A 22,677-nucleotide genomic window follows, 5' to 3' on the forward strand; every position below is an offset into this window, starting at 1 on the left:
CGCAGTGCTGATGTGCACAGTCCCGCTCTGTCCCGGAAGGCCCAGCCATGGCCGCGCAGCCCCTCCCGTCCGCCGAACCGGCCGCCTGCCGGGTGCTCGGCCTGCGCGAGCGGAAGAAGCAGCGCACCAGGGACGCCCTGGTCTCGGCCGCCCACCGGCTCTTCCTCAGTCACGGGTACGGGCGCACCACCATCGACGAGATCGCGGCCGAGGTCGACGTCTCGCCGCGCACCTTCTTCCGGTACTTCGCCAACAAGGAGGAGGTCGCGCTCGCCGTCCTGGCCGACGCCGAGGACTACTTCGTCGCCACCCTGCGCGAACGCCCCGCCTCGGAGAACCCGCTGCAGGCGCTGCGGAGTTCGATCGTGCTGGCCTGGCGCGACCTGTCCGACACCGGGACCTCGGACACCGGGGTCACCGCGGCGCTCGAACTGATCCAGTTGATCGAGGAGACGCCCACCCTGCTCGCCGCCCACCTGCGTCGGATCACCGACCAGGAACGCCTGATCGCCGAACTGATCGCCCGCCGGGAGGGGCTGGACCCTTCCGTCGACCTGCGGCCGCGGGTGCTCGCCGCCGTCTTCGGCGGGGTGCTCCGCTCCGCCCACCTCGCCTGGAGCAGCGACCACTCGGCCCCCGGCCCCGAGGGCATGATCGCCGTCATCGAGTCCCACTTCGACCAACTCGGCCCGGCCCTCGCCGCCGACTGGCGCTGACCTTTTCGCAGTCGCCCGGCCATCTGCCTCCAGGGGCTCGGGGAACTGCGAGGAGATCTGGCGCCGGGGTCACGTACGAAAGTGCCTGACCACTTACGCACGGATCACCTGTTCCGAGGTCGGCGTCGCAGTTCCCCGAGCCCCTGGTGGCCGATGCCCGGAGCGCAGGTCATACCCGGGTACTACGGCGAAGTCCGGTCCGGGGTACGACTCCGGGCGGGTCGGTGCGGCCTAGGCTGGGCCGGGATGAAGCCTCAACTTCCCTCTTCTGTCCTGGACCTGCTGCAGCCGGTGGGTGATCAGCTGGCCGACCTCGGCCGGGCGCTGCTCACCCCGGTCGAGGGCCGGTCCCCGCTGATGTCCGGGGCGCAGCGTGCGTGGGTGCGCTGGCTGCCGTACCTGTTGGCGATCTCGGCGGTGGCGGCGCTGCTGCCGGTGGGCACGGTGGTGCTGACCAACGACTACGGGGTGCCCGGCGCGGTGGCCGGTGCGGTCGCGTTGCTGCAGTCCGGGCCGCTGCTGGTGGCGGTGACCCGGCCGTTGCAGGCGTGGTGGGTGATGGCCGCCGGGACGGTACTGGGGGCGCTGCTCACGATGAGCAGTCCGGCGGGTGCCGGGCCGTGGCCGTGGCCGGTGACGACGTTGCTCGGGTACCTCTTCCTGATGCCGGCGCTGGCACTGCGGGAGCGTGGGCGGACCCTGCTCGCGGTCTGGCTGGTCACCCTGGCGGCCACCATGGTGGCCTCCGAGCTGCACCAGTCCCGGGCGGATGAGAGCGCCCCCTTGACGGTGGCGCTCTCGGGGGCGGTGCTGCTGCTGGGCTGGAGCGTGCGCGGCCGGGGCGAGGCGCAGAAGTTGCTGGCCGAGCAGGAGCAGATCAGCGAGGCCGAGCGGGAGCGCAGCACGCTGCTGGAGGAACGGGCCCGGATCGCCCGGGAGTTGCACGACGTGGTCGCGCACCACATGTCGGTGATCACGGTGCAGGCGGACAGTGCGCCGTACCGGATCAGTGGTCTGCCGCCGGAAGCGGTCGACGAGTTCGGCACCATCGCGACGGCCGCCCGCAGTTCGCTGACCGAGATGCGGCGGCTGCTCGGGGTACTGCGCAGTGACGGGGCGGAGCCCGACCGGATGCCGCAACCGGGGCTGGCGCAGCTCGGGCAGCTGGTGGAGACGGTGGGTCAGGCCGGGGTGCGGGCCGAGCTGACGGTGGCTCCGGAGGTGGCCGCGCTGGGTGAACTGCCGTCGGCGGTGGCCCTGTCGGCGTACCGGATCGTGCAGGAGGCGCTGGCCAACGTGGTCCGGCACGCCCCGGGGGCGCGGGCCGAGGTCAGGCTGACCGCCGTCGGCCGGACGCTGCGGGTGACGGTGGAGAACTCGCCGGGCGGCCGCCCCGGGGTGGAGGGCAGCGAGGGTACGGGGCACGGGCTGGTGGGAATGCGTGAGCGCGTCCGCCTGCTGTCCGGCAGGCTGGAGACCGGCGGCACGCCTGCGGGCGGCTTCCTGGTCGCCGCCGAACTGCCCGTCAATCTGCTGGGAGAGAGCCCCCGATGACCATCCGCGTAATCATCGTCGACGACCAGGCGATGGTCCGGGCCGGGTTCGCCGCACTGCTCAACGCGCAGACCGACATCGACGTGGTCGGCGACGCCGCCGACGGCAAGCAGGCGCTGGAGGTCAGCGGGCGGACCCACCCCGACGTGGTGCTGATGGACGTCCGGATGCCCGAGATGGACGGTCTGGAGGCGGCCCGCCAGCTGCTCGACCCGCCGGTCGGCGTGGTGCACCGGCCCAAGGTGCTGATGCTGACCACCTTCGACGTGGACGACTACGTCTACGAGGCGCTCCGGGCCGGGGCCAGCGGCTTCCTGCTCAAGGACGCGCCGCCCGCCGACCTGATCGCCGCGGTCCGGGTGGTGGCCGCCGGGGACGCGCTGCTGGCCCCCTCGGTGACCCGGCGGCTGATCGAGGACTTCGCCCGCAACCGCCCGGCCCCGCGCCGCGACCCCCGGCTGCGGCTGAACGGGCTGACGCCACGGGAGACCGAGGTGCTCGAGCTGATCGCCCGTGGTCTGTCGAACCAGCAGATCGCCGAGCAGCTGGTGGTCGCCGAGCAGACCGTGAAGACCCACATCGGCCGCATCCTGGCCAAGCTCGACCTGCGCGACCGGGCCCAGGCGGTAGTCCTGGCGTATGAGTCGGGCCTGGTGACGCCGGGTCAGTAGTACCCGAGTACGACCCCTTGTTTGGCCCCGCGGTGTGACGCTCGCGGAGCCTTCTGCTTCGTACCTTCCTCTCCGTCAGCAGCGGTACGACGGAGGGTTGGAGCGGATGCGAGCACGATTCAGGCGGGCACTGGCCGGGGGTCTCCTCGCGGTACTGGCGGTCGGCGGAGCCGGCGGCTGGGCGGCGGCGGACGGCCAGCAGGCGATCACCGGGCCGCCGCCCGGCAGCGCGGCCTGGGCCGCCGACACCACCCTCGGGCTCCGGCTGCCGGAACCCGGGCGGGCCGGGGCGGCGGAGGTGGCGGCGTTCTTCGGCGGGCTGCCGCAGGCGCAGCAGCGGGCGCTGGCCGTCCGCCACCCGCTGGTGGTGGGGAACCTGGACGGCACCCCGTACGCCCTGCGGTACTTCGCCAACTCGCTGGCCCTGCGCGAGGAGCGGGAGCGGGAGCTGGCGGTGGCCGCCGACTCCACCCTGCCGGAGCGGGACCGGGCCGCCGCCCGGGCGAAGGCGGACCGGTACGCCGCGCTGACCGGCCGTCAGCTGCTGGCCTTCGACCCGCGCGGCCGGGGCCAGCTGGCCGAGGTGTTCGGCGACCTGGCCGCCGCCGAGCGGACGGCGGTGATCGTGCCCGGCTCCGACATCGACCTGATGACCGTCGACCGCGCCTCCGCCCCGTACGGCACGCCGACCGGGATGGCCAAGGCGCTCCGCGCCCAGGCCGGTGACCGGCTGGCGGTGGTCGCCTGGACCGGCTACACCACCCCCGTCAAGGTCGGCCTGGACGCCGCCACCGCCCGGCTGGCCCAGGCCGGCGCCCCTCGGCTGAGCCGCTTCCTGGACGGCCTGGTGCCCACCACCGGACCGGTCACGGTGCTCTGCCACAGCTACGGCACCGCCGTCTGCTCGCTGGCCGGCCTCGGCCCCGAGCAGGTCACCGGCCTGGTCGCGATCGGCTCGCCCGGCATGGACGTGGACCGCGCCGCCGACCTGCGGGTCCCGGTCTGGGTGGCGCAGCGCAACGACGAGGACTGGATCGGCCAGGTCCCGAACGTCTCCTTCCTCGGTCTCGGCCACGGCGCCGACCCGGAGGACCCCGCCTTCGGCGCCCGGGCGGTCGCCTCCACCGGTTCGCACGGCCACAGCGGCTACTTCGCCCCCGGCACCGCCTCGCTGGCCAACTTCGCCGCGATCTCGCTCGGCCGCACCGACCAGGTGACCAGCGCCGCCGACGCCCACTGACTCCCCGTTAGGAACCCCTGAGATGAAGCTCGTCGCGACCCTCCGCCGCAGCGCCGCCACCGTGGACGCCAAGACCCCCGCCACCCGCGACCGCGCGCTCGACGGACTGCGTGCCCTCGCCCTGCTCTCGGTGCCGGTCGGGCACTGGCTGCTCGGCGGCTTCACCAGCTCGCCGGACGGCGTGCTGCGCAACGCCAGCCCGCTCGCCTCACTCGGCTTCTTCGCCCCGCTGAGCTGGGTGCTCCAGATGCTCGGGGTGTTCTTCCTGGTCGGCGGCTACGCCTCGGCCAAGTCGCTGGCCCGCTCGCAGGAACGCGGTGCGAGCACCGTCGACTGGCTGCGGCAGCGCACCGTCCGGCTGCTCCGCCCGGTGCTGGGGGTGGCGGCGGTCTGGGCCCTGCTGATCCCGCTGCTGAACGGGCTCRGCGTCCCGGCAGGGACGGTCAGGACCGGCAGCGTGCTGGTGGTGCAGCCGCTCTGGTACATCGGCATCTACCTGGCGCTGACCGCACTCACCCCCTGGTGCCTGCGGCTCGGCCGCCGGCTCGGCGGCTGGGCGGCGGCCCCGCTGCTCGGGGTGGTCGCGCTGGTGGACGCGCTGCGGTACGGCCCGTGGGCCGACTCGGTGCCGTCCTGGCTGGCGCTGGTCAACCTGCTGCCCGGCTGGCTGTTCGCCTACCAGCTCGGCATCTCCTGGGCGCAGGGGACGCTGCGCAGGTCCGGTGCGAAGCTGCTGCTGCTCGGCGGGGCCGCGCTGTTCACCGTACTGCTGACGGTCTTTCACTACCCGGCCAGCATGGTCGGCGTGCCCGGCGTCGCCCGGACCAACTCGCACCCGCCGTCGCTGCTGGTGCTGGCGCTGGCCTCGGTGCAGTGCGGCGCCGCGATGCTGCTGCGCGAGCGGATCGGCCGGGCGCTGCGGCGGCCGCTGCTCTGGCTGCCGGTCGTGGTGGTCAACCTCTCGGCCATGACGATCTTCTGCTGGCACCAGACCGCGATGTTCTCGGTCGGCGCGCTCGGCAGCGCGCTGGGCGCCGTCCCCGGTCTGACCACCGCGCCGGACTCGCTCGGCTGGGTGCTGGCCCGGCTGGCCTGGCTGCCGGTGTTCGGCCTGGTGCTGACCCTGATCGGCCGGTACGCCCGGCGGTTCGACGCCCCGTGGCAGCTGGGCAGGGGCTGGAAGGCCGCGCTGAGTGCGAGCGCGGGGCTGTTCGCGGTGTACGCGCTCGGGGTGGTCTGATCTCGCAGTGCCACCGCCTAGGCTGGGCCGCATGGTGACGTTCGATCAGTTCCTGAGCATGAGCCTGGCGCTCCCCCGGGCCACCGAGCGGCTGACCTGGGAGAGCACGGTCACCCTGCGGGTCGGCGAGAAGATCTTCGCGATGGGAACGCCCGACTCGGGGACCGTCACCGTAAAGGCGAGCAAGGAGGACCAGGCCGAACTGCTGGCCGCCGAGCCCGAGGTGTACTCCTCGGCGCCGTACGTCGGGCGGCACGGCTGGGTGCTGGTCCGGCTCGTCGGGGTCGACCCGGACGAGCTGCGCGACCTGCTCACCGACGCCTGGCGGAGCATCGCGCCGAAGAGGCTGGTCAGGGAGTTCGAGGCATCCGGACCCACCCCCGAAACCATGTGACCCATCCCACAGTTTAGCCAGGCACGCCCCGCCTCCCCAGCCCATACGCTGGCTGGCAGTTGTCGGCGGGGGTACACCTACGCGGGCCCGAAGGATGGTGACCAGTTGCCGCAGCAGAACCAGCGCTCCGTGCAGCGTCGCAGGCGGATCAAGCGCCTGCTGATAGGCGTCTTCGCCACCACCGTGGTGCTGGTCGACACCGGCGCCGCCGCCGCGCAGGCCGCCGTGGGCAGCGAACAGCTCGCCATCACCACGCCCCCGGCCGGCAGCGACCGATGGGTCGCCGACCACTCGCTCGGCCGTGACCTGCCCGACCCGGCGACCGCCGACGCCCGCAGTGTGGCCGCCTTCTTCGCCGCGCTCACCGCCGCCCAGACCTCGCGGCTGGTCACCGACTACCCGCTGGTGGTCGGCAACCTGGACGGCGCCCCGCTCCAGCTCCGCTACCGGGCCAACCGGCTGGCGATCGCCGCCGAACGCGACCGCGCCCGGGCCCGCGCCGCCGACCCGCGACTGGACGCCGACACCCGCGCGCTGGCCGAGGCCAGGGCCAACGACAGCGACCACCTGCTCGCCCCCGAGCGCCAGATCCTGGCCTTCGACCCGCGCGGCCGGGGCCTGGTCAGCGAGGTGTACGGAGACCTGACGACCGCTCAGCGGGTGGCCGTCCTGGTGCCGGGCTCGGACGCCGACCTCGGCCACTTCGACCAGGCCGTCGACCCGCTCCGCTCCCCCGCCGGGATGGGCCGCGCCCTGTACGCCGAGGAGCACCGCCACGCGGCCGGCACCCGTACCGCCGTGATCGCCTGGACCGGCTACGTCACCCCCGACGGCCTCGGCCCCGACGCGGTCACCGACCGGCTCGCCCAGGCCGCCGCCCCCCGGCTCGCCCGTCTGCTGTCCGGCCTCGCCGTCACCAGCGACCCCGTCACGCCGCCGGCCCTGTTCTGCCACTCGTACGGGACCGTGGTCTGCGGCACCGCCGCCCCCGGTATCCACGACTCGACCCCCACCGACCTGGTGGTCTTCGGCAGCCCCGGGATGGGCGTGGCCGACGCCGCCGACCTCGGCACCGGCGTCCGGGTCTGGGCCACCCGCAACCCCACCGACTGGATCGGCAACGTCCCCTACCTGGAGGTCGGCGGCCTCGGCCACGGCGCCGACCCCACCTCCGCCGCCTTCGGTGCCACCAAGCTCTCCTCGGCCGGCGCCGACGGCCACACCGGCTACCTCGCCGAGGGCACCGCCAGCCTGCGCAACTTCGCCGACATCGCCCTCGGCGACTACGCCGACGTGACCCGGGCCGCCCGCAGCTGAGAACCGCGCGCGGCAATCGGGCGTCTGCACCGGCAGGGCCCTGCGTACCGAGCCGGCCCGGTCACCGAACCGACGAAGGTGAACGCCCGGATGGAACCAGCCGCCGTTTCCGCTCCCAGCCCGACGAACCCGGAGCGATGGCGGATCACCCTCCCCAACCGGATGGCCCTGGCCGGGCTGGTCGCCGGGGCGATCTGGGGAGTCGGCCTGGTCCTGATCACCCTGCCGGACCCCTACCTGATCCTGGTCGGCCTGGTCACGGGGTCCTGCCTCGGCGGCGTCCTGCTGTACCTGGGCGGCATCCTGCTCTCCTGGCTGCCCCGCCGGCTGGTCCTGCACCGAGTCGGTGCGGCCGTGGCGGGCTTCCTCTGGCTGCTGCCCGCGCCGTACCTGCTGGTGTACGCGGTGATGCCGGACGAGCCGCTCCGGATGCCGCTGCTGTACCCGCTGTCCGCCGCCCTCCTCGCCGCGATCGGCACCGCCTGCGCGGCCGAGCTGACGGCTCGGCAGTACCCGTCAGTGACCGGGCCTACGGTGGACCCCTCGGGACCTACGGAAGGCTGGTAGTTGAGGTGACGGTGATTCAGGAGGGGCTGTACCGCCTGCGCAACGTCGGCAGCGGGCAGCTGCTGGCGGTCGCGGGCGACAAGCAGCGCAGCGGCGCCAAGATCCGGCAGAGCCCGGCCGACGGCTCACCCGGTCAGCTCTGGCGGATCACCGCCGTGCACCCCGGCGGTGGCCTCTACCACCTGGAGAGCGACGGCAGCGGCAAACGCCTCGACGTCACCGGCGCCCGGACCGACAACGGGGTACCCCTCCAGCTCTGGGGCCCGAACGGCTTCGGCGCCCAGGAATGGCTGCTGGAGCAGCACGTCGACACCCCCGACACCTACAACCTGGTCAGCTTCGTCAGCGGCCTCACCCTCGAGATCGCCGACGACGACACCGCCCGCCAGTGGGAGGACCTCGACAGCCCGGCGCAGTGGTGGCAGTTGGAGCCCGCTGCGCCGTAGGCAGGCAATCCAGGGGCTCGGGGCTCTGCTGACTTGCGGCTCCGCCGCGTGGGCGAGGAGATCTGGCGCGCGGGTCACGGACGAGAGTGCCTGACCACCCACGGACGGATCACCTGATCCGAGGTCGGCGTCGCCCACGCGGCGGAGCCGCACATCAGCAGAGCCCCGAGCCCTTGATGGCTGAGCCCGGAGCGCCCGCCGGGCTACTCGCGGCCCGCCGAGGTGAAGCTCATGTCGGCGTAGCGGTTGCCGGTGACCTGGGCGGAGATGGGCTCCAGGGTGGCGAGTTCGGCCGGGGTGAGGTGCAGGGTGGCGGCGGCGGTGTTCTCGGCCAGGCGGGTGCGCTTGCGGGTGCCGGGGATCGGGACCACGGTCAGGCCGTGCACCTCGGCGCGCTGGTGGACCCAGGCGAGGGCGATCTGGGCGGCGGTGACGCCACGATCGGCGGCGATCTTCTGGATCGGGGCGACCAGGGCCGCGTTGGCGGCGGCGTTCGGGCCGCTGAACTGCGGGTGGTAGCGCCGGTAGTCACCCTCCGTCAGCTGTTCGGCGGCGGCGAAGGAGCCGGTCAGGAAGCCCCGGCCGAGCGGCGAGTACGGCACGAAGGTGACGCCCAGTTCGGCGGCGGCCGGGACGGCGGTGCGCTCGACGTCCCGGGAGAACAGCGACCACTCGGACTGCAGGGCCGCGATCGGGTGCACCGCGTACGCCTCGCGCAGCTCGTCCCCGGTCACCTCGGAGAGGCCCAACTCCCGTACCTTGCCTGCCTGGACGAGCTCGGCCATCGCGCCGACCGACTCGGCCAGCGGCACGGCCGGGTCGCGCCGGTGCATGTAGTAGAGGTCGATCACGTCGATGCCGAGGCGGCGCAGCGAGGCGTCCACGGCGGTCCGGATGTAGGCGGGGTCGTTGCGGACGGCCCGGTAGGTCGGGTCGTCGGCGCGGCGCTCGATGGCGAACTTGGTGGCCAGTACCACCCGGTCGCGGTTGGCCCGGACGAACGGGCCGACCAGCTCCTCGTTGGCACCGGAGCCGTAGATGTCGGCGGTGTCGAACAGCGTGACGCCCGCTTCGAGTGCGGCGTCCAGGGTGGCCAGGGCCTCGGCGGTGTCGGTCGGGCCGTAGAACTCGGACATGCCCATGCAGCCGAGACCCTGGGCTCCGATCAGCTTGCCGCTGCGGCCGAGGGGGACGGTGGGGAGACGCATTCGGTGCTCCTGCCTTCGAGTGCTTCGGAGGATTCGAGGGTGTCGAGGGTGTCGCCGTAGAGGTCGATCTTGTAGTCGAGGACCGCCAGGGTCGCGTGCAGATCCGCGAGCCTCAGCCGGACCTCCTCGCGGTGGGCCACCAGCAGATCCCGCCGGTCCGCCATGGTGTGTTCGCCCTCCCGGACCAGCTCGACGTAGCGCAGCATGTCCGCGACCGACATCCCGGTCAGCCGCAGCCGGCCGAGGAACTCCAGCCGCCGGACGTCGGCGTCGCTGTACCGGCGCTGCCCCGAGTGCGAGCGGTCGACCGGATCGAGCAGGCCGATCCGCTCGTACCAGCGCAGCGTGTGCGCGCTCAGGCCGGTACTGGCCACCATCTCGCTGATGGTGTGCCGGCCCGAACGGTCGGCGGTCTCGATGGCGACGCCGGAGTGGGCGCCGCAGTTCAGCAGGTTCGGTGCGGCGGTCTGCGGTGCTGCGGTCGTGGTCACGGTGATACCCCCGGTGGAAATCGACGTTGACGACGCTACTGACTTGGAGCGCACTCTAGGCAAGCCCGGCACTCCGGGGCGACCGGGCGAGTCGTTAGAGTCGAGGCCATGCAGAGCTTGCGGATGATCGAGGACTGGCCGGTGCCCACGGCGGCGGCTGCGGTGGTGCGAGGCAGTGACGGGACGGTGCTGGGTGCGGCCGGGCCGCAGGACCAGCTGTTCCCGCTGGCGTCGGTGACCAAGCCGCTCACCGCGTACACGGTGCTGGTCGCGGTCGAGGAGGGCGTCTTCGAACTGGACGACCCGGCCGGGCCCGAGGGTTCGACGATCCGTCACCTGCTCGCGCACACCTCCGGTCTGGCCTTCGACGAGCACCGGGTGATGGCCCCTCCCGGTGAGCGACGGCTCTACTCCAACGCCGGGTTCGACGTGCTCGCGGACGCCCTGACCAAGGCGTCCGGGATCAACTTCGCCCAGTACGCCGAGGAGGCGGTCTTCGCCCCGCTCGGGATGACCTCCACCCTGATCAACACCGCCCACCGGACCCCGGCCGGCGCCGGCGGCCTCTCCACCGTCGCCGACCTGGCCCGGTTCGCCGCCGAGCTCCAGGCCCCCCGACTGCTCGACCCCTCCACCGTCCGTGCCGCCACCCGCGAGGTGGCCTGGCCCGGGCTGGGCGGCGTCCTCCCCGGCTTCGGCCACCGGCGGCCCAACGACTGGGGGCTCGGCTTCGAGATCCGCAGCGAGAAGTCCCCGCACTGGACCGGCACCCACAGCTCCCCCGCCACCTTCGGCCACTTCGGCCAGTCCGGCACCTTCCTCTGGGTCGACCCGGCGGCGGGCGTCGCCTGCATCGCGCTCACCGACCGGGACTTCGGGCCGTGGGCGGCAGAGGTCTGGCCGACCTTCACCGACGCGGTGCTCGCCGAGCTCGCGTAGGACATGTGGCAGGCGAGCACCTGCCGAAGGATCAGCCGTACGCGACGGGTGAGTGCATCTCCCAGAGCAGCAGCTCCGCGCCGTCGGCCCCCGCCGTGGGGTCGGCGAAGGCGTCGCCGGTGGCGCGGACGCTGTCGCCCGGGTCCATCGACCGCCCGCCGCCCTGCGGTCCCGGCACCGTCCGGTAGCCCAGCGAACCCGCCGTCAGATGCACGTAGCGGAACGGCGCTTCGGGCAGCGGAGGGAGCGGTTCCCAGGGCCCGGCCGTGACCAGCCAGAGCGCCGCGTCGCTGCGCCGCAGCCGCAGCGCCTCCGAGGAGACGTCCCGCTCAAGCCCGGAGGCGAGCAGCGTCAGCCCGTCCGCCGCTCGCTCGACCCGCCGCAGGCCGTACGACGGGGGTGCGTCGAAGGCGTCCGGCTGGAGCCACATCTGGACGAAGCGGACCGGCTCCGCCGCGCCGCCGACGTTGCGTTCGGTGTGGGTGATCCCCGAGCCCGCGCTCTGCCACTGGACCATGCCGGGCCGGACCACGCCCGCGTGGCCGTGGCCGTCCCGGTGGGCGAGGGCGCCGGACAGCACCCAGGTGAGGATCTCGGTGTCCCGGTGCTTGTGTTCGTCGTAGCCGGCGCCGGGGGCGAGGGTCTCCTCGTTGACCGCCAGCAGGGCGCCGAAGTGGACGTTCTTCGGGTCGTAGTGGCCGGAGAAGGAGAACGCGTGCCGGGTGTCGATGCCCTCGGCCGGGGCGGATCGGTAGCGTTCGGAGGCCCGGCGCAGGTCGGCACGGGCACGGGTGGCGGCTTCGGTCACGGGACCACCGTAGTGCCAGAGCGGCACGGTCTCGAGGAGGCCACAGCGGGTCGATGTGACGTGGGCCACCGGTCCGATCGGCGGGGGCGGGTACGAGCTGCGCCGTACGTGAGGCAGTCTTGTCCCTGTGCCATCCGCTTCAGCGAGTTCCGACAAGAAGACCGCGGCCGAGCAGGCCACCGCGGCTGCCAAGCAGCCCGAGCAGCCGAAGCCCCGGCGGGGCAGTCGGCTGACCGCGCAGGAGCGCAGGCTGGCCACCGAGCGGGCCGAGCTGCGGGCTGCCACGCTCAAGCGCCTGGAGAAGTCCTCGGGCAAGCTGGCCACCGCCGCGATCACCCGGATGGACGACCAACTGGGCTGGTACCGGCGGATGCCGCCGGAGCACCGGTCCTGGATCGGTCTGGTCGCCCAGGCCGGTATCGCCGCGTTCACCGAGTGGTACCGGCACCCGGACGCCCCGCAGGCGATCTCCACCGACGTGTTCGGCACCGCCCCGCGCGAGCTGACCAGGGCCATCACGCTCCGGCAGACGGTGGAGCTGATCCGCACCACGATCGAGGTGATGGAGGAGGCCATCGACGAGGTGGCCGCGCCCGGCGACGAGGCGGGCATGCGCGAGTCGGTGCTGGTCTACGCCCGGGAGATCGCCTTCGCCACCGCGCAGGTGTACGCCCAGGCGGCCGAGGCGCGCGGCGCCTGGGACGCCCGGCTGGAGGCGCTGGTGGTCAACTCGCTGCTCTCCGGTGACGCGGACGAGGGTGTACTGTCCCGGGCGGCCGCGCTGGGCTGGGGCCAGCCGAGCCAGGTCCGGGTGGTGATGGGCAGTGCCCCGGACGGCGACAGCGAGCTGGTGGTGGAGGCGATCCGACGGGCCGCCAGATACGCCAAGCTGCACGTGCTGACCGGGGTGCTGGGCAAGCGTCTGGTGGTGGTGGTCGGCGGGGACAGGGAGCCGGTGCACGCCGCCCGGGCGCTGATCGGACAGTTCGCGCCAGGACCGGTGGTGGTCGGCCCGACCGTCGGTGACCTGCTCTCGGCGACCAGGTCCGCGCATGCGGCGGCGGCCGGGCTGAAGGCCTGTGCGGCCTGGCCGGACGCCCCGCGCCCGGTGCTGGCGGACGATCTGCTGCCCGAGCGGGCGCTGGCCGGGGACCAGGCGGCCCGGCAGCAGTTGGTGGAGGAGATCTACACACCGCTGGACGAGGCCGGGTCGGCACTCCTGGAGACGTTGAGTGTCTATCTGGAGCAGGCCTCCTCGCTGGAGGGCGCCGCTCGGATGCTCTTCGTTCACCCAAACACCGTGCGCTACCGGCTTCGACGTGTGACCGACGTCACCGGCTATGCTCCGTCCGACGTGCGTTCGGCCTTCACACTGCGGATCGCGCTGGCCCTGGGCCGACTCGGCTCGGCCACCACTCATGACTGACACGCTGTAGGGATTCCACAATCCGGCGTGCTTTTCTTCGTTACCGTCGCCTACCCGCCCTCGGGTGCCTGGCGAGAGAGGGTTGAACCGTGCTCGTAATCGTCGCCCCTGGACAGGGTGCCCAGACCCCCGGATTCCTCAACGCCTGGCTTGAGCTGGACGGCGCCGCCGACCGGTTGAAGGCCTGGTCCGACGTGGCCGGTCTCGACCTGGTCCGGTACGGGACCGAGGGCTCCGAGGAGGAGATCAAGGACACCGCCGTCGCCCAGCCGCTGCTGGTCGCCGCAGGCCTGCTCACCGCCACCGAGCTGTTCGGCGCTCCCACCGGCGGCCCGTTCGCCGCAGTTGCCGGCCACAGCGTCGGTGAGATCACCGCCGCCGCGCTGGCCGGGGTGCTCAGCGTCGAGGAGGCGCTGGTCTTCGTCCGCGAACGCAGCCTGGCGATGGCCGAGGCCGCCGCCGTGACGGCCACCGGGATGACCGCCCTGCTGGGCGGCGACCCCGAGATCGTCGCCGCGAAGCTGGCCGAGCACGGCCTGACCGCGGCCAACAACAACGGCGGCGGCCAGCTGGTCGCGGCCGGCACGCTGGACCAGCTGGCGGCGCTGAAGGCGGACCCGCCGGACGGGTCCCGGGTGATCGCGCTCAAGGTGGCCGGCGCCTTCCACACCGAGCACATGGCTCCGGGCGTGGAGCGACTGGCCAAGCTCGCGCCGACCCTGACGGTCCATGACCCGAAGGTCAGCTACCTGTCCAACAAGGACGGTGAGGTCGTACAGTCCGGTACCGAGGTGCTGGACCGCCTGGTCTCCCAGGTCTCCAACCCGGTCCGCTGGGACCTCTGCATGGAGACCCTGCAGCAGCTCGGTGCCACCGCCGTCATCGAGCTCTCCCCGGCCGGCACCCTCACCAACCTGGTCAAGCGCAACGTCAAGGGTGTCGCGACGCTGGCCCTCAAGACCCCGGCCGACCTCGACAAGGCGCGTGCCCTGATCGAGGAGCACGGCGGGCAGGAGCACGACGCATGACATCGCCTCAGATCCAGTCGTCCACCGGTGCCGCGTTCGCGCGCATCCACGGTGTCGGCGGCTACCGCCCCGTTCGGGTGATCCCCAACGCCGAGGTCCTGAACTGGATCGACTCCTCGGACGAGTGGATCCGCTCCCGCAGCGGGATCACCGAGCGCCGCTGGGCCGGCCCGGAGGAGAGCGTCGCCGAGATGTCGGTGCAGGCCGCCGGCAAGGCGATCGCCCAGGCCGGCATCGGCCCGGAGCAGATCGGCGGCGTGATCGTGGCCACCGTCTCGCACCTCAAGCAGACCCCGGCGATCGCCACCGAGATCGCCCAGCGGCTCGGCTGCGGCACCGCCCCGGCCTTCGACATCTCCGCCGCCTGCGCGGGCTTCGGCTACGGCCTGAGCCTGGCCGACGGCATGGTGCGCGGCGGCAGCGCCGAGTACGTGCTGGTGATCGGCGTCGAGCGGCTCAGCGACCTGACCGACACCTCGGACCGGTCGACCGCGTTCATCTTCGGTGACGGCGCGGGTGCGGCCATCGTCGGCCCGTCCGACACGCCCGGCATCGGCAAGGTGATCTGGGGCTCGGACGGCGCGCAGAAGGACGTCATCTCGCAGACCCAGGCCTGGGACACCGCGTTCGCCAAGGCGGACGCGGTCAACGGGACGGGCGAGGAGGTCAAGTGGCCGGCCCTGCGGATGGAGGGCCAGTCGGTCTTCCGCTGGGCGGTCTGGGAGATGGCCAAGGTGGCCCAGCAGGCGCTGGACGCCGCCGGGATCACCGCGGACCAGCTCGGTGCGTTCATCCCGCACCAGGCCAACATGCGGATCACCGACGCCATGATCAAGGCGCTCAAGCTGCCCGCCACGGTCCCGGTCGCCCGCGACATCGCCGAGACCGGCAACACCTCCGCGGCCTCCATCCCGCTGGCCATGGAACGCATGCTGGAGAGCGGCGAGGCCCGCAGTGGCGACCTCGCGTTGATCATCGGCTTCGGGGCGGGTCTCGTGTACGCCGCGGCAGTCGTTACTCTCCCCTAGGCGTCTACGTCTACGCCCCATCACAAACCTGCGACGGCCCGCCGGGTGGTCGCTGTCAACACCGAAGAGGAGCAGCCAGTATGGCTACCAAGGACGAGGTTCTGACCGGTCTTGCCGACATCGTCAACGAGATCGCCGGCATCCCGGTCGAGGACGTCGAGGCCGACAAGTCCTTCACGGACGACCTGGACGTCGACTCGCTCTCCATGGTCGAGGTCGTCGTGGCCGCCGAGGAGAAGTTCGACGTGAAGATCCCGGACGACGAGGTCAAGAACCTCAAGACCGTCGGCGACGCCGTGGACTACATCCTCAAGCACGCCGCCGCCTGATCCACGGTCAGTTCGAAAAACTGACCGCCCGGGCGGCCGGAGTGCACACCCCGGCCGCCCGGTCACCCCACCCCCGGCATCGCCGCCACCTGCCACACGTGAGAGAAGAAGAAACCAGTGACCGCTGAAAACCGCACCGTGGTCGTCACGGGTATCGGCGCCTTCACGCCGCTGGGCGGCGACGCCGCCTCGTTCTGGGAGGGCCTGATGGAAGGCCGTTCCGGCGTGGCAGTCCTGACCGAGGAGTGGGCCGCCGACCTGCCTGTCCGGATCGCGGCGCGCACCGCCGTCGAGCCGGGCGACGTCCTGCCCCGTCCGCTGGCCCGCAAGCTGGACCGCTCGGCGCAGTTCGCGCTGATCGCGGCCCGCGAGGCCTGGGCCGACGCCGGCTTCGAGACCCCCGCCACCGACGAGTCCTCCAAGCTCGCCCCCGAGCGCCTGGGCGCCGTCATCGCCTCCGGCATCGGCGGCGTGACCACCCTGCTCGACCAGTACGACGTACTGAAGGAGAAGGGCGTCCGCAAGGTCTCCCCGCACACCGTCCCGATGCTGATGCCCAACTCCCCGGCGGCCAACGTCGGCCTGGAGGTCGGCGCCCGCGCGGGTGTGCACACCCCTGTCTCCGCCTGTGCCTCCGGCGCCGAGGCGATCGGCTACGCGATCGAGATGATCCGTACCGGCCGCGCCGACGTCGTGGTGGCCGGCGGCACCGAGGCGGCGATCCACCCGCTGCCGATCGTCGCCTTCTCCAACATGATGGCGATGTCCAAGAACAACGAGAACCCGCAGCAGGCCTCCCGCCCGTACGACAAGGCCCGCGACGGCTTCGTGCTCGGCGAGGGCGCGGGCGTGGTCGTGCTGGAGTCGGCCGAGCACGCCGCCGTGCGCGGCGCCCGGGTCTACTGCGAGGCGGTCGGCCAGGGTCTCTCCTCGGACGCCCACCACATCGCCCAGCCCGAGCCGACCGGCTCCGGGGTGGCCCGCGCGATCGCTCAGCTCTTCGAGCAGAACGACCTCGACAAGGCCGACATCGTGCACGTCAACGCGCACGCCACGTCCACCCCGCAGGGTGACCTCGCCGAGATCAAGGCGCTCCGCAAGGAGCTCGGCGAGCACCTCGACCACGTCGCCGTCTCGGCCACCAAGTCGATGACCGGTCACCTGCTCGGCGGCGCCGGCGGCATCGAGACCGTCGCCACCGTGCTCGCCCTGCACCACCGGCTGGCCCCGCCGACCGTCAACCTGGACGACCCGGACCCGGAGATCGAGGCCGACATCGTCCAGGGCGAGCCGCGCAAGCTGCCCGAGGGCCGGATCGCCGCGCTGAACAACTCGTTCGGCTTCGGCGGCCACAACGTGGTGCTGGCCTTCCGCACCATCTGACCGTCCGTCACGTCAAAGCCCGGTACGCGAGTCCGCGTACCGGGCTTTTGACGTACTCAGACCACCTGGTGCAGCCAGCGCACCGGGGCTCCCTCGCCCGCGTAGCGGAACGGCTCCAGCTCGTCGTCCCACGGCTTGCCGAGCAGCCGGGACAGGTCGGCCTCCAGGTCGGTGCCCTCGTTCCTGGCCCGGAGCAGCACGGCCCGCAGCCGGTCCTCGGGGATCAGGATGTCGCCGTGGATGCCGGTGACGGCGTGGAAGATGCCGAGCGCGGGGGTGGAGCTGTAGCGCTCGCCCTCGGTGCTCGTGGTGGGCTCGCTGGTGACCTCGAAGCGGATCAACTGCCAGCCGCGCAGGGCGGATGCCAGCCGCGAGGCGATGCCGGACTCCCCCTGCCAGGAGAGCTCGGCCCGCCAGTGACCGGGCGCGGCCGGCTGGCGGATCCAGTCGAGACTGATCCGCACGCCGAGCACGCCCGCCACCGCCCACTCGACGTGCGGGCACAGCGCGCGGGGCGCGGAGTGGATGTACAGGACTCCACGTGTCGTCACCGGGACCTCCAGGCTGTGGACGAGGGTCGCCTTCCCCAGCTGCCTCGTGCCTGTTGCCGGTTGCGCCGCTTCTGTCGTGATTCGGTACTGCCCCCGTGCTGCCCAACTTATTCGACATATAGGTAATTAAGTTGAGCAAAACGGACAAGCTTTCACCCAATGCTAGCCCGATCCACCCCGAGGTCTACCCCTCGTCGGGATCTCTCCCCCGAACGGCCCCATCCCGGACCGGTTCCACCGTAGCGCCCTGCCAGGGGCCCCGCATGACGGTCCGTCGGATCGGGGCCGCGCGTCGGCCCACACGCGCCCGTACCCAAACCGCCCCCGCCCGGGAGGGCGGGGGCGGTGCACAACGGCCGGGCGTCGCGCGGGCGTTCGTCAGTGGGTCAGCCGGACCACCATCTTGCCGGTGTTGGCCCCGCCGAGCAGGCCGATGAAGGCGTCGACGGTGTTCTCCACGCCGTCGACCACGGTCTCGTCGTAGCGAAGCTGCCCACTGGTCAGCCAGCCGGCCATCTCGGCGATGAACTGACCCTTGAGTGCGGCGTGGTCGTTGACCAGCATGCCCTGCAGGCGCAGCCGCTTGCCGATCGCCAGCGCCAGGTTGCGCGGTCCTGACGGGGCGGTGGTGTCGTTGTACTGCGCGATGGCGCCGCACAGGGTGGCCCGGCCGTGCACGTTGAGCGCACCGATCGCGGCCTCCAGGTGGTCGCCGCCGACGTTGTCGAAGTAGACGTCGATGCCGTCCGGGGCGGCGGCCGCGAGCTGCTCGCGGACCGGGGCGTCCTTGTAGTTGAAGGCGGCGTCGAAGCCGTAACCGTCCACCAGGGTGGCCACCTTCGCCGCCGAACCGGCCGAACCGATCACCCGCTTCGCACCCTTGAGCCTCGCGATCTGGCCGACCAGCGAACCGACCGCACCGGCCGCGCCGGAGACGAAGACGGTGTCGCCCTGCTGGAAGCTCGCCACCTCCAGCAGGCCCGCGTACGCGGTCAGGCCGGGCATCCCGAGCACGCCCAGGTAGTAGGAGAGCGGGGCGAGTTCGGCATCCACCTTGACGGCGTGCTTGGCATCCAGGGTGGCGTACTCGCGCCAGCCGAGCCCGTGCAGCACCGCGTCGCCGACCTGGAAGCCCTCGGCCTCGGAGGCCACCACGTAGCCGACCGCGCCGCCGTCCATGGTCTTCCCGAGCTGGAACGGCGGGACGTACGACTTCACGTCGTTCATCCGGCCACGCATGTACGGGTCGACCGAGAGGTACTCGTTGCGGACCAGGATCTGGCCCGGGCCCGGCTGCCGGACCGGCGCCTCGACCAGCGCGAAGTCGGTCGGCTGCGGCCAGCCGTCCGGGCGGGCGGCCAGCTGCCACTCGCGGCCGGTGGTGGGCGTCGCCTGCTCTGCCATGGCGGTACTCCTCGTCGTTCCGAGCCTGAAAGGTTGACCTACTGAAGCAATCGTGGGCATGAAAGGTTCACCTTGTCAAATATTCAGCTAGACTGGTGTCATGGAGACGAAGCCCGCCCAGGAAGCCACCGCGCCCACCGACGCGATCACCCGCGAGGTCGTCGACCTGATGGCCGGCCTGGTCGCGCTCTTCCACCGTGAGTACGAGGAGGCCGCCGCGGCCCGTTCGCTCACCGGTGCCCAGGCCAAGGTGCTCGCCCTGCTCCGGCGCGGCCCGATGCCGATGCGGCACATCGCCCAGACCCTGAGCTGCGAGCCGTCCAACATCACCGGCATCGTGGACCGCCTGGAGGGCCGCGGCTTCGTGACCAGGGAGGCCGACCCGCAGGACCGCCGGGTCAAGCTGGTGGCCGCCACCGACTCCGGCGGCGCCGCCTCCGAGGAGCTCCGCGAGTCGCTCAACTTCGCCCGCGAGCCGCTCGCCGCGCTCGACGACCACGAGCGCACCCAGCTCCGCGACCTGCTCCGCCGGATCCTGGAGCACGCGGGCGAGGACGACCCCCGGGCCTGACCCCCGCCCGTCGCAGAGGGGGGCGATGCGGCTCGTACAGATCTTCCGGGTTAGATTGCGCATTCGTGTAACCGACCGCCGCGCCGAACCGTCTTTAGAGGTGAGGGCCCCCGACCAGGCCCCGCAACCCGACGGTGTCCGCCGAGCGGCCGCAGCAGAGAGTGCCTGAGACCTCATGAGCGACCCGAAGATCCGGCCTGCCTCCCGCCGAAAGCGGCTGGCCAAGTTCGCCGGCGCGACGGCCGCTGTCCTGGTGCTTGCCACCGCGGGCACCGGGGCCTGGTACTACCACCGCCTCGACGGCAACCTCAGCACCTTCGACGCCGACGGCATCGCCACCAGCCGTCCCCCGGCCCCCACCCCCAGCAAGGTGGGCGGCGGGCTGCCGGTCAACGTCCTGCTGCTCGGTTCGGACACCCGCAACGACGGCAACGACAACCTCGGCGGCGGTGACGAGGGCGTCGGGCACTCCGACACCGCGATCCTGCTGCACGTCTACGGCGACCGCAGGCACGCCGTCGCGGTCTCGATACCCCGGGACACCCTGGTCACCATCCCGCCCTGCAAGCAGGCCGACGGCAAGTGGACAACCCCGCGCGCCAACCAGATGTTCAACTCCGCCTTCACCATCGGCGGCTCCGAGCAGGGCAACCCCGCCTGCTCGCAGAACACCGTGGAGGCCCTCACCGGCCTGCGGATCGACCACACCATCGTGGTCGACTTCAAGGGCTTCGCCGCGATGACCGAGGCGGTCAAGGGAGTCGACGTCTGCGTGCCGAACGCCGTCGACTCCTACGGCATACACCTGGAGAAGGGCCGGCAGACCCTCGCCGGGCAGCTCGCCCTGGACTACGTCCGGGCCAGGCACGGCTTCGGCGACGGCTCCGACATCGGCCGGATCAAGCGTCAGCAGGCCTTCCTCTCCTCGCTCATCAAGAAGGTCCAGGCCCAGGGCTTCAACCTGACCACCCTGCTCCCGCTGGCGGACGCCGCGAGCAGGTCGCTCACCGTCGACCCCGGCCTCGGCACCCCGATGAAGCTGGTCGACTTCGCCCAGTCGCTCCAGGACATCAAGCTCGCCGACATCGAGTTCGTCACCGTCCCCTGGCGCTACCAGGGCGACCGGGTCGCCCTGGTCCACCCCGACGTCGACCAGCTCTGGAACCTGCTCCGCCAGGACCGCACCCTTGACGGTCAGTCAACCGGCCTGGTCACCACGGCCCCGTCGGAGACCCCCTCGGTCCCCGCCGTGACCATCCCCGTGGTGCTGCTGAACGCCACCCGGACCGCGGACCTGGCCGCCCGGACCGCCGACACCCTCAAGGCCCAGGGCTACACCGACGTCACCGTCGGCCCCACCCCCACCAGCACCCGCAAGGCCACCCAGATCGGCTACCCGCCCGCCCAGCTCGACGCCGCCGAGGCGCTGGCCCGCTACTTCCCCACCGCCGAGCTGCACCCCGACCGCACGGCCACCGGCCTCACCGTCACCCTCGGCCGCGACCTGTCCCCCACCACCCCCACCAGCACCCCGGCCCCGACCCCCACCGGCACCGGCGTCCCGACCGGGATAACCGACAACACCCGCACCGCCGACGCGGACCTCTGCTCCAACCTGACGTTCGGGTGAGCCCCTCCGGGGGACGGCTTGAACGGATGCCGACCACCCATCCCGGCTGAGTTGTACTCTGTGGCCCATCAGGCTCAGAACGGAGGTGTGCGATGACGGCGATCGAGGATCGGCCGCAGATGCTGGCCGAGGAGTTCGAGCGCATCGCTGTCGCAGCCGAGCGCGAGGGCGTCCGCCTGGAGTTCATCCACGGCAGGCTGGGGGTCAAGGCGGTCCCGGACGGCGACCACGACGAAGTCATCCGCTGGGTCATGGAGCGTTGCATGCAGCAGCGGCCCGACCTCTGGCTGTATCCCGAGCGCGGCCTGAAGGTCGACACCTACCGTCGTGGTTACGCCAAGCCGGACGGCACGCTCGCCCCTCGGGGGAGCTTCGCGGGCCAGGGCGAGTGGGCTGATGCCGATCTGGTTGCCATGGTGGTCGAGGTGACGTCCTACGACTCGGACACCGACCAGCGCGATCGAGTGGACAAGCCCCGGGCATACGCAGAGACCGGCATCCCGGTCTACCTGATGGTCGACCGCACCAACTGCGAGACCCTCGTCTACAGTCAGCCGGAAAACGGTGCCTACACCGTTCTTGTCCACTACGCGTTCGGCAAGACCATTGAAGTCCCCGCCCCGGTCGCGCTCACGATCGACACCGAGCCGTTCAAGCAGTGGGTCCGCTGACGCCCGTTCAACGGGACCACTGCTTGAGCCGTTCGGTGTCCGGATCTCAAACCGGGTCGGGCAGGCCGGTGATGATCACGGTGATGCGGGTGCCCGGGGGGAACTGGCCGGTGGTGGTGGCGTGGTGGACCGCCTGGAGGGTTTTGGCGACATAGCGACGTTCCAGGGCGAGACCGTGGCGTTGCTCGAACTCCTCGGCGAAGGCGGTGAGTTCGGGGGTGAGGCGGCCGTAGCCGCCGCCGTGGTGGGTGTGGGTGATCCGCCAGTTGGTGAACTGGCGGGCGTAGGTGGCCTGGTGGAGGTCGGCGACCTCGCTTTCCAGGTAGCCCTCGCCGCGGAGGACCGCGACACCGAGCGCGCGGGCCCCGGGCGGGAGACCGGCGGCGATACCGGCCAGGGTGCCGCCGGTGCCGACCGGGCAGGCCAGCAGGTCGGCCGGGCCGAGGTCGGGGATCTCGGCGGGGACGGCGGCGGCGCCCTGGACCGCCAGCGGGTTGGAGCCCCCTTCAGGGAGGACCAGCCAGCCGGGCGCCGGGGGCCGGCGATCCGTCAGGAGGGCGCGGTAGTCGGCCCGGGAGACGAAACGCAGCTCCATCCCGTACCCCTCGGCGGCCCGCAACGACCAGTTGCGCGGGGCTGCGGCGAGCTCGTCCCCCCGTACCACCCCGATGCTCGGCAGCCCGAGCGCCTGCGCCGCAGCCGCCACCGCCCGCAGGTGCGTGGAGTACGCCCCGCCGAAGGTGAGCAGCCCCCGGGCGCCGGTCTCCACCGCGTACGCCAGGTTCGGCGCGAGCTTGCGCCACTTGTTGCCCGGGACGGTCGGGTGCGCGAGGTCGTCCCGCTTCAGCCGCAGCTCCACCCCGGCCCGCGCGAAGTCGGGGTCGTCGAGCACCTGCAGGGGCGTCGGCAGGTCGGCGGGCAACAGCATCCGCCCAGCATAGGCACCCCGGTCCGGGCGGTTGATCTCGGATGAACAGTTGCTGTCCGGAGCGGGAACCGGCACTCCTCCGGGCCCGGCAGCGGCCAGGATGGCAACCGACCAGCCACCGCCGCAGAACCGCACGG

At 72.2% G+C, this 22,677-nt stretch carries 24 protein-coding genes; 18 read left to right on the forward strand and 6 right to left on the reverse strand.

Going from position 1 to position 22,677, the window contains the following annotated elements; all coding sequences use genetic code 11:
• The first annotated feature begins 47 nt into the window (after positions 1-47).
• The 9 genes from ACXJMZ_RS10605 (at position 48) to ACXJMZ_RS10645 (ending at position 8,145) form a co-directional block, all read left to right on the forward strand.
• Positions 48-716 (forward strand): TetR/AcrR family transcriptional regulator, encoded by a 669-nt coding sequence (locus ACXJMZ_RS10605; RefSeq protein ID WP_457029752.1) that lies wholly within the window; start codon positions 48-50, stop codon positions 714-716.
• Positions 717-962: 246 nt separating this feature from the next.
• Positions 963-2,270 (forward strand): sensor histidine kinase, encoded by a 1,308-nt coding sequence (locus ACXJMZ_RS10610; RefSeq protein ID WP_457029753.1) that lies wholly within the window; start codon positions 963-965, stop codon positions 2,268-2,270.
• Positions 2,267-2,941 carry a response regulator gene (locus ACXJMZ_RS10615; protein WP_457029754.1) on the forward strand — a complete coding sequence of 225 codons (675 nt, stop codon included), beginning with the start codon at positions 2,267-2,269 and terminating at the stop codon, positions 2,939-2,941. Before ACXJMZ_RS10610 ends, ACXJMZ_RS10615 begins: the two co-directional genes overlap by 4 nt.
• Before the next feature lie 106 nt (positions 2,942-3,047).
• Positions 3,048-4,181 carry an alpha/beta hydrolase gene (locus ACXJMZ_RS10620; RefSeq protein ID WP_457029755.1) on the forward strand — a complete coding sequence of 378 codons (1,134 nt, stop codon included), beginning with the start codon at positions 3,048-3,050 and terminating at the stop codon, positions 4,179-4,181.
• 22 nt (positions 4,182-4,203) lie between these two features.
• On the forward strand, positions 4,204-5,421 hold the full coding sequence (locus ACXJMZ_RS10625) for an acyltransferase family protein (RefSeq protein ID WP_457029756.1): 1,218 nt from the start codon (positions 4,204-4,206) through the stop codon (positions 5,419-5,421).
• Positions 5,422-5,452: 31 nt separating this feature from the next.
• Positions 5,453-5,815, forward strand: a complete 363-nt coding sequence (locus tag ACXJMZ_RS10630; protein WP_457029757.1) for an MmcQ/YjbR family DNA-binding protein — start codon at positions 5,453-5,455, stop codon at positions 5,813-5,815.
• Between the two features lie 105 nt (positions 5,816-5,920).
• A complete protein-coding gene (locus ACXJMZ_RS10635) occupies positions 5,921-7,132 on the forward strand; it encodes an alpha/beta hydrolase (protein WP_457029758.1) in 1,212 nt (403 codons plus the stop codon).
• Positions 7,133-7,222: 90 nt separating this feature from the next.
• Positions 7,223-7,699, forward strand: a complete 477-nt coding sequence (locus tag ACXJMZ_RS10640; RefSeq protein WP_457029759.1) for a hypothetical protein — start codon at positions 7,223-7,225, stop codon at positions 7,697-7,699.
• A gap of 5 nt (positions 7,700-7,704) precedes the next feature.
• Positions 7,705-8,145, forward strand: a complete 441-nt coding sequence (locus ACXJMZ_RS10645) for an RICIN domain-containing protein (protein WP_457029760.1) — start codon at positions 7,705-7,707, stop codon at positions 8,143-8,145.
• A gap of 203 nt (positions 8,146-8,348) precedes the next feature.
• On the opposite strand, the gene ACXJMZ_RS10650 is transcribed toward ACXJMZ_RS10645, so the two are convergent.
• Positions 8,349-9,353, reverse strand: a complete 1,005-nt coding sequence (locus ACXJMZ_RS10650) for an aldo/keto reductase (RefSeq protein WP_457029761.1) — start codon at positions 9,351-9,353, stop codon at positions 8,349-8,351.
• Complete coding sequence (locus ACXJMZ_RS10655) at positions 9,311-9,850, reverse strand: MerR family transcriptional regulator (protein ID WP_457029945.1); 540 nt, start codon at positions 9,848-9,850, stop codon at positions 9,311-9,313. Before ACXJMZ_RS10655 ends, ACXJMZ_RS10650 begins: the two co-directional genes overlap by 43 nt.
• Positions 9,851-9,952: 102 nt before the next feature.
• Here ACXJMZ_RS10655 and ACXJMZ_RS10660 point away from each other — a divergent pair, with 102 nt between their 5' ends.
• Entirely contained in the window at positions 9,953-10,783 is an 831-nt protein-coding gene (locus ACXJMZ_RS10660; protein ID WP_457029762.1) for a serine hydrolase domain-containing protein, read from the forward strand.
• A 31-nt stretch (positions 10,784-10,814) separates the two neighbouring features.
• Here the strand turns inward: ACXJMZ_RS10660 and ACXJMZ_RS10665 are convergent, their stop codons facing one another.
• Positions 10,815-11,591: a pirin family protein gene (locus ACXJMZ_RS10665; protein ID WP_457029763.1), complete on the reverse strand. Its 777-nt coding sequence runs from the start codon at positions 11,589-11,591 to the stop codon at positions 10,815-10,817.
• A gap of 229 nt (positions 11,592-11,820) precedes the next feature.
• On the opposite strand from ACXJMZ_RS10665, the gene ACXJMZ_RS10670 reads away from it, so the two are divergent.
• From ACXJMZ_RS10670 to fabF, 5 genes are all read left to right on the forward strand, one after another.
• Positions 11,821-13,017, forward strand: coding sequence for a PucR family transcriptional regulator (locus tag ACXJMZ_RS10670; RefSeq protein ID WP_457029946.1), 1,197 nt, complete (start codon positions 11,821-11,823; stop codon positions 13,015-13,017).
• An 89-nt stretch (positions 13,018-13,106) separates the two neighbouring features.
• Positions 13,107-14,045: an ACP S-malonyltransferase gene (locus ACXJMZ_RS10675; protein ID WP_457029764.1), complete on the forward strand. Its 939-nt coding sequence runs from the start codon at positions 13,107-13,109 to the stop codon at positions 14,043-14,045.
• Positions 14,042-15,073 carry a beta-ketoacyl-ACP synthase III gene (locus tag ACXJMZ_RS10680; RefSeq protein WP_457029765.1) on the forward strand — a complete coding sequence of 344 codons (1,032 nt, stop codon included), beginning with the start codon at positions 14,042-14,044 and terminating at the stop codon, positions 15,071-15,073. Before ACXJMZ_RS10675 ends, ACXJMZ_RS10680 begins: the two co-directional genes overlap by 4 nt.
• Positions 15,074-15,153: 80 nt before the next feature.
• On the forward strand, positions 15,154-15,402 hold the full coding sequence (locus tag ACXJMZ_RS10685; RefSeq protein WP_457029766.1) for an acyl carrier protein: 249 nt from the start codon (positions 15,154-15,156) through the stop codon (positions 15,400-15,402).
• Positions 15,403-15,519: 117 nt separating this feature from the next.
• Complete coding sequence (gene fabF, locus ACXJMZ_RS10690; RefSeq protein ID WP_457029767.1) at positions 15,520-16,785, forward strand: beta-ketoacyl-ACP synthase II; 1,266 nt, start codon at positions 15,520-15,522, stop codon at positions 16,783-16,785.
• A 56-nt stretch (positions 16,786-16,841) separates the two neighbouring features.
• Here the strand turns inward: fabF and ACXJMZ_RS10695 are convergent, their stop codons facing one another.
• Positions 16,842-17,336 (reverse strand): DUF3145 domain-containing protein, encoded by a 495-nt coding sequence (locus ACXJMZ_RS10695; protein ID WP_057238779.1) that lies wholly within the window; start codon positions 17,334-17,336, stop codon positions 16,842-16,844.
• Between the two features lie 378 nt (positions 17,337-17,714).
• Positions 17,715-18,740 carry an NADP-dependent oxidoreductase gene (locus tag ACXJMZ_RS10700; protein WP_457029768.1) on the reverse strand — a complete coding sequence of 342 codons (1,026 nt, stop codon included), beginning with the start codon at positions 18,738-18,740 and terminating at the stop codon, positions 17,715-17,717.
• A gap of 100 nt (positions 18,741-18,840) precedes the next feature.
• On the opposite strand from ACXJMZ_RS10700, the gene ACXJMZ_RS10705 reads away from it, so the two are divergent.
• The 3 genes from ACXJMZ_RS10705 (at position 18,841) to ACXJMZ_RS10715 (ending at position 21,612) form a co-directional block, all read left to right on the forward strand.
• On the forward strand, positions 18,841-19,311 hold the full coding sequence (locus ACXJMZ_RS10705; RefSeq protein WP_457029769.1) for a MarR family winged helix-turn-helix transcriptional regulator: 471 nt from the start codon (positions 18,841-18,843) through the stop codon (positions 19,309-19,311).
• Between the two features lie 175 nt (positions 19,312-19,486).
• Positions 19,487-20,941, forward strand: coding sequence for an LCP family protein (locus ACXJMZ_RS10710; RefSeq protein WP_457029770.1), 1,455 nt, complete (start codon positions 19,487-19,489; stop codon positions 20,939-20,941).
• A gap of 92 nt (positions 20,942-21,033) precedes the next feature.
• A complete protein-coding gene (locus ACXJMZ_RS10715) occupies positions 21,034-21,612 on the forward strand; it encodes a Uma2 family endonuclease (protein ID WP_457029771.1) in 579 nt (192 codons plus the stop codon).
• A gap of 46 nt (positions 21,613-21,658) precedes the next feature.
• On the opposite strand, the gene ACXJMZ_RS10720 is transcribed toward ACXJMZ_RS10715, so the two are convergent.
• A complete protein-coding gene (locus tag ACXJMZ_RS10720) occupies positions 21,659-22,540 on the reverse strand; it encodes a 1-aminocyclopropane-1-carboxylate deaminase/D-cysteine desulfhydrase (RefSeq protein WP_457029772.1) in 882 nt (293 codons plus the stop codon).
• Between the last annotated feature and the right edge of the window lie 137 nt (positions 22,541-22,677).

Source organism: Kitasatospora sp. P5_F3 (assembly GCF_054049135.1).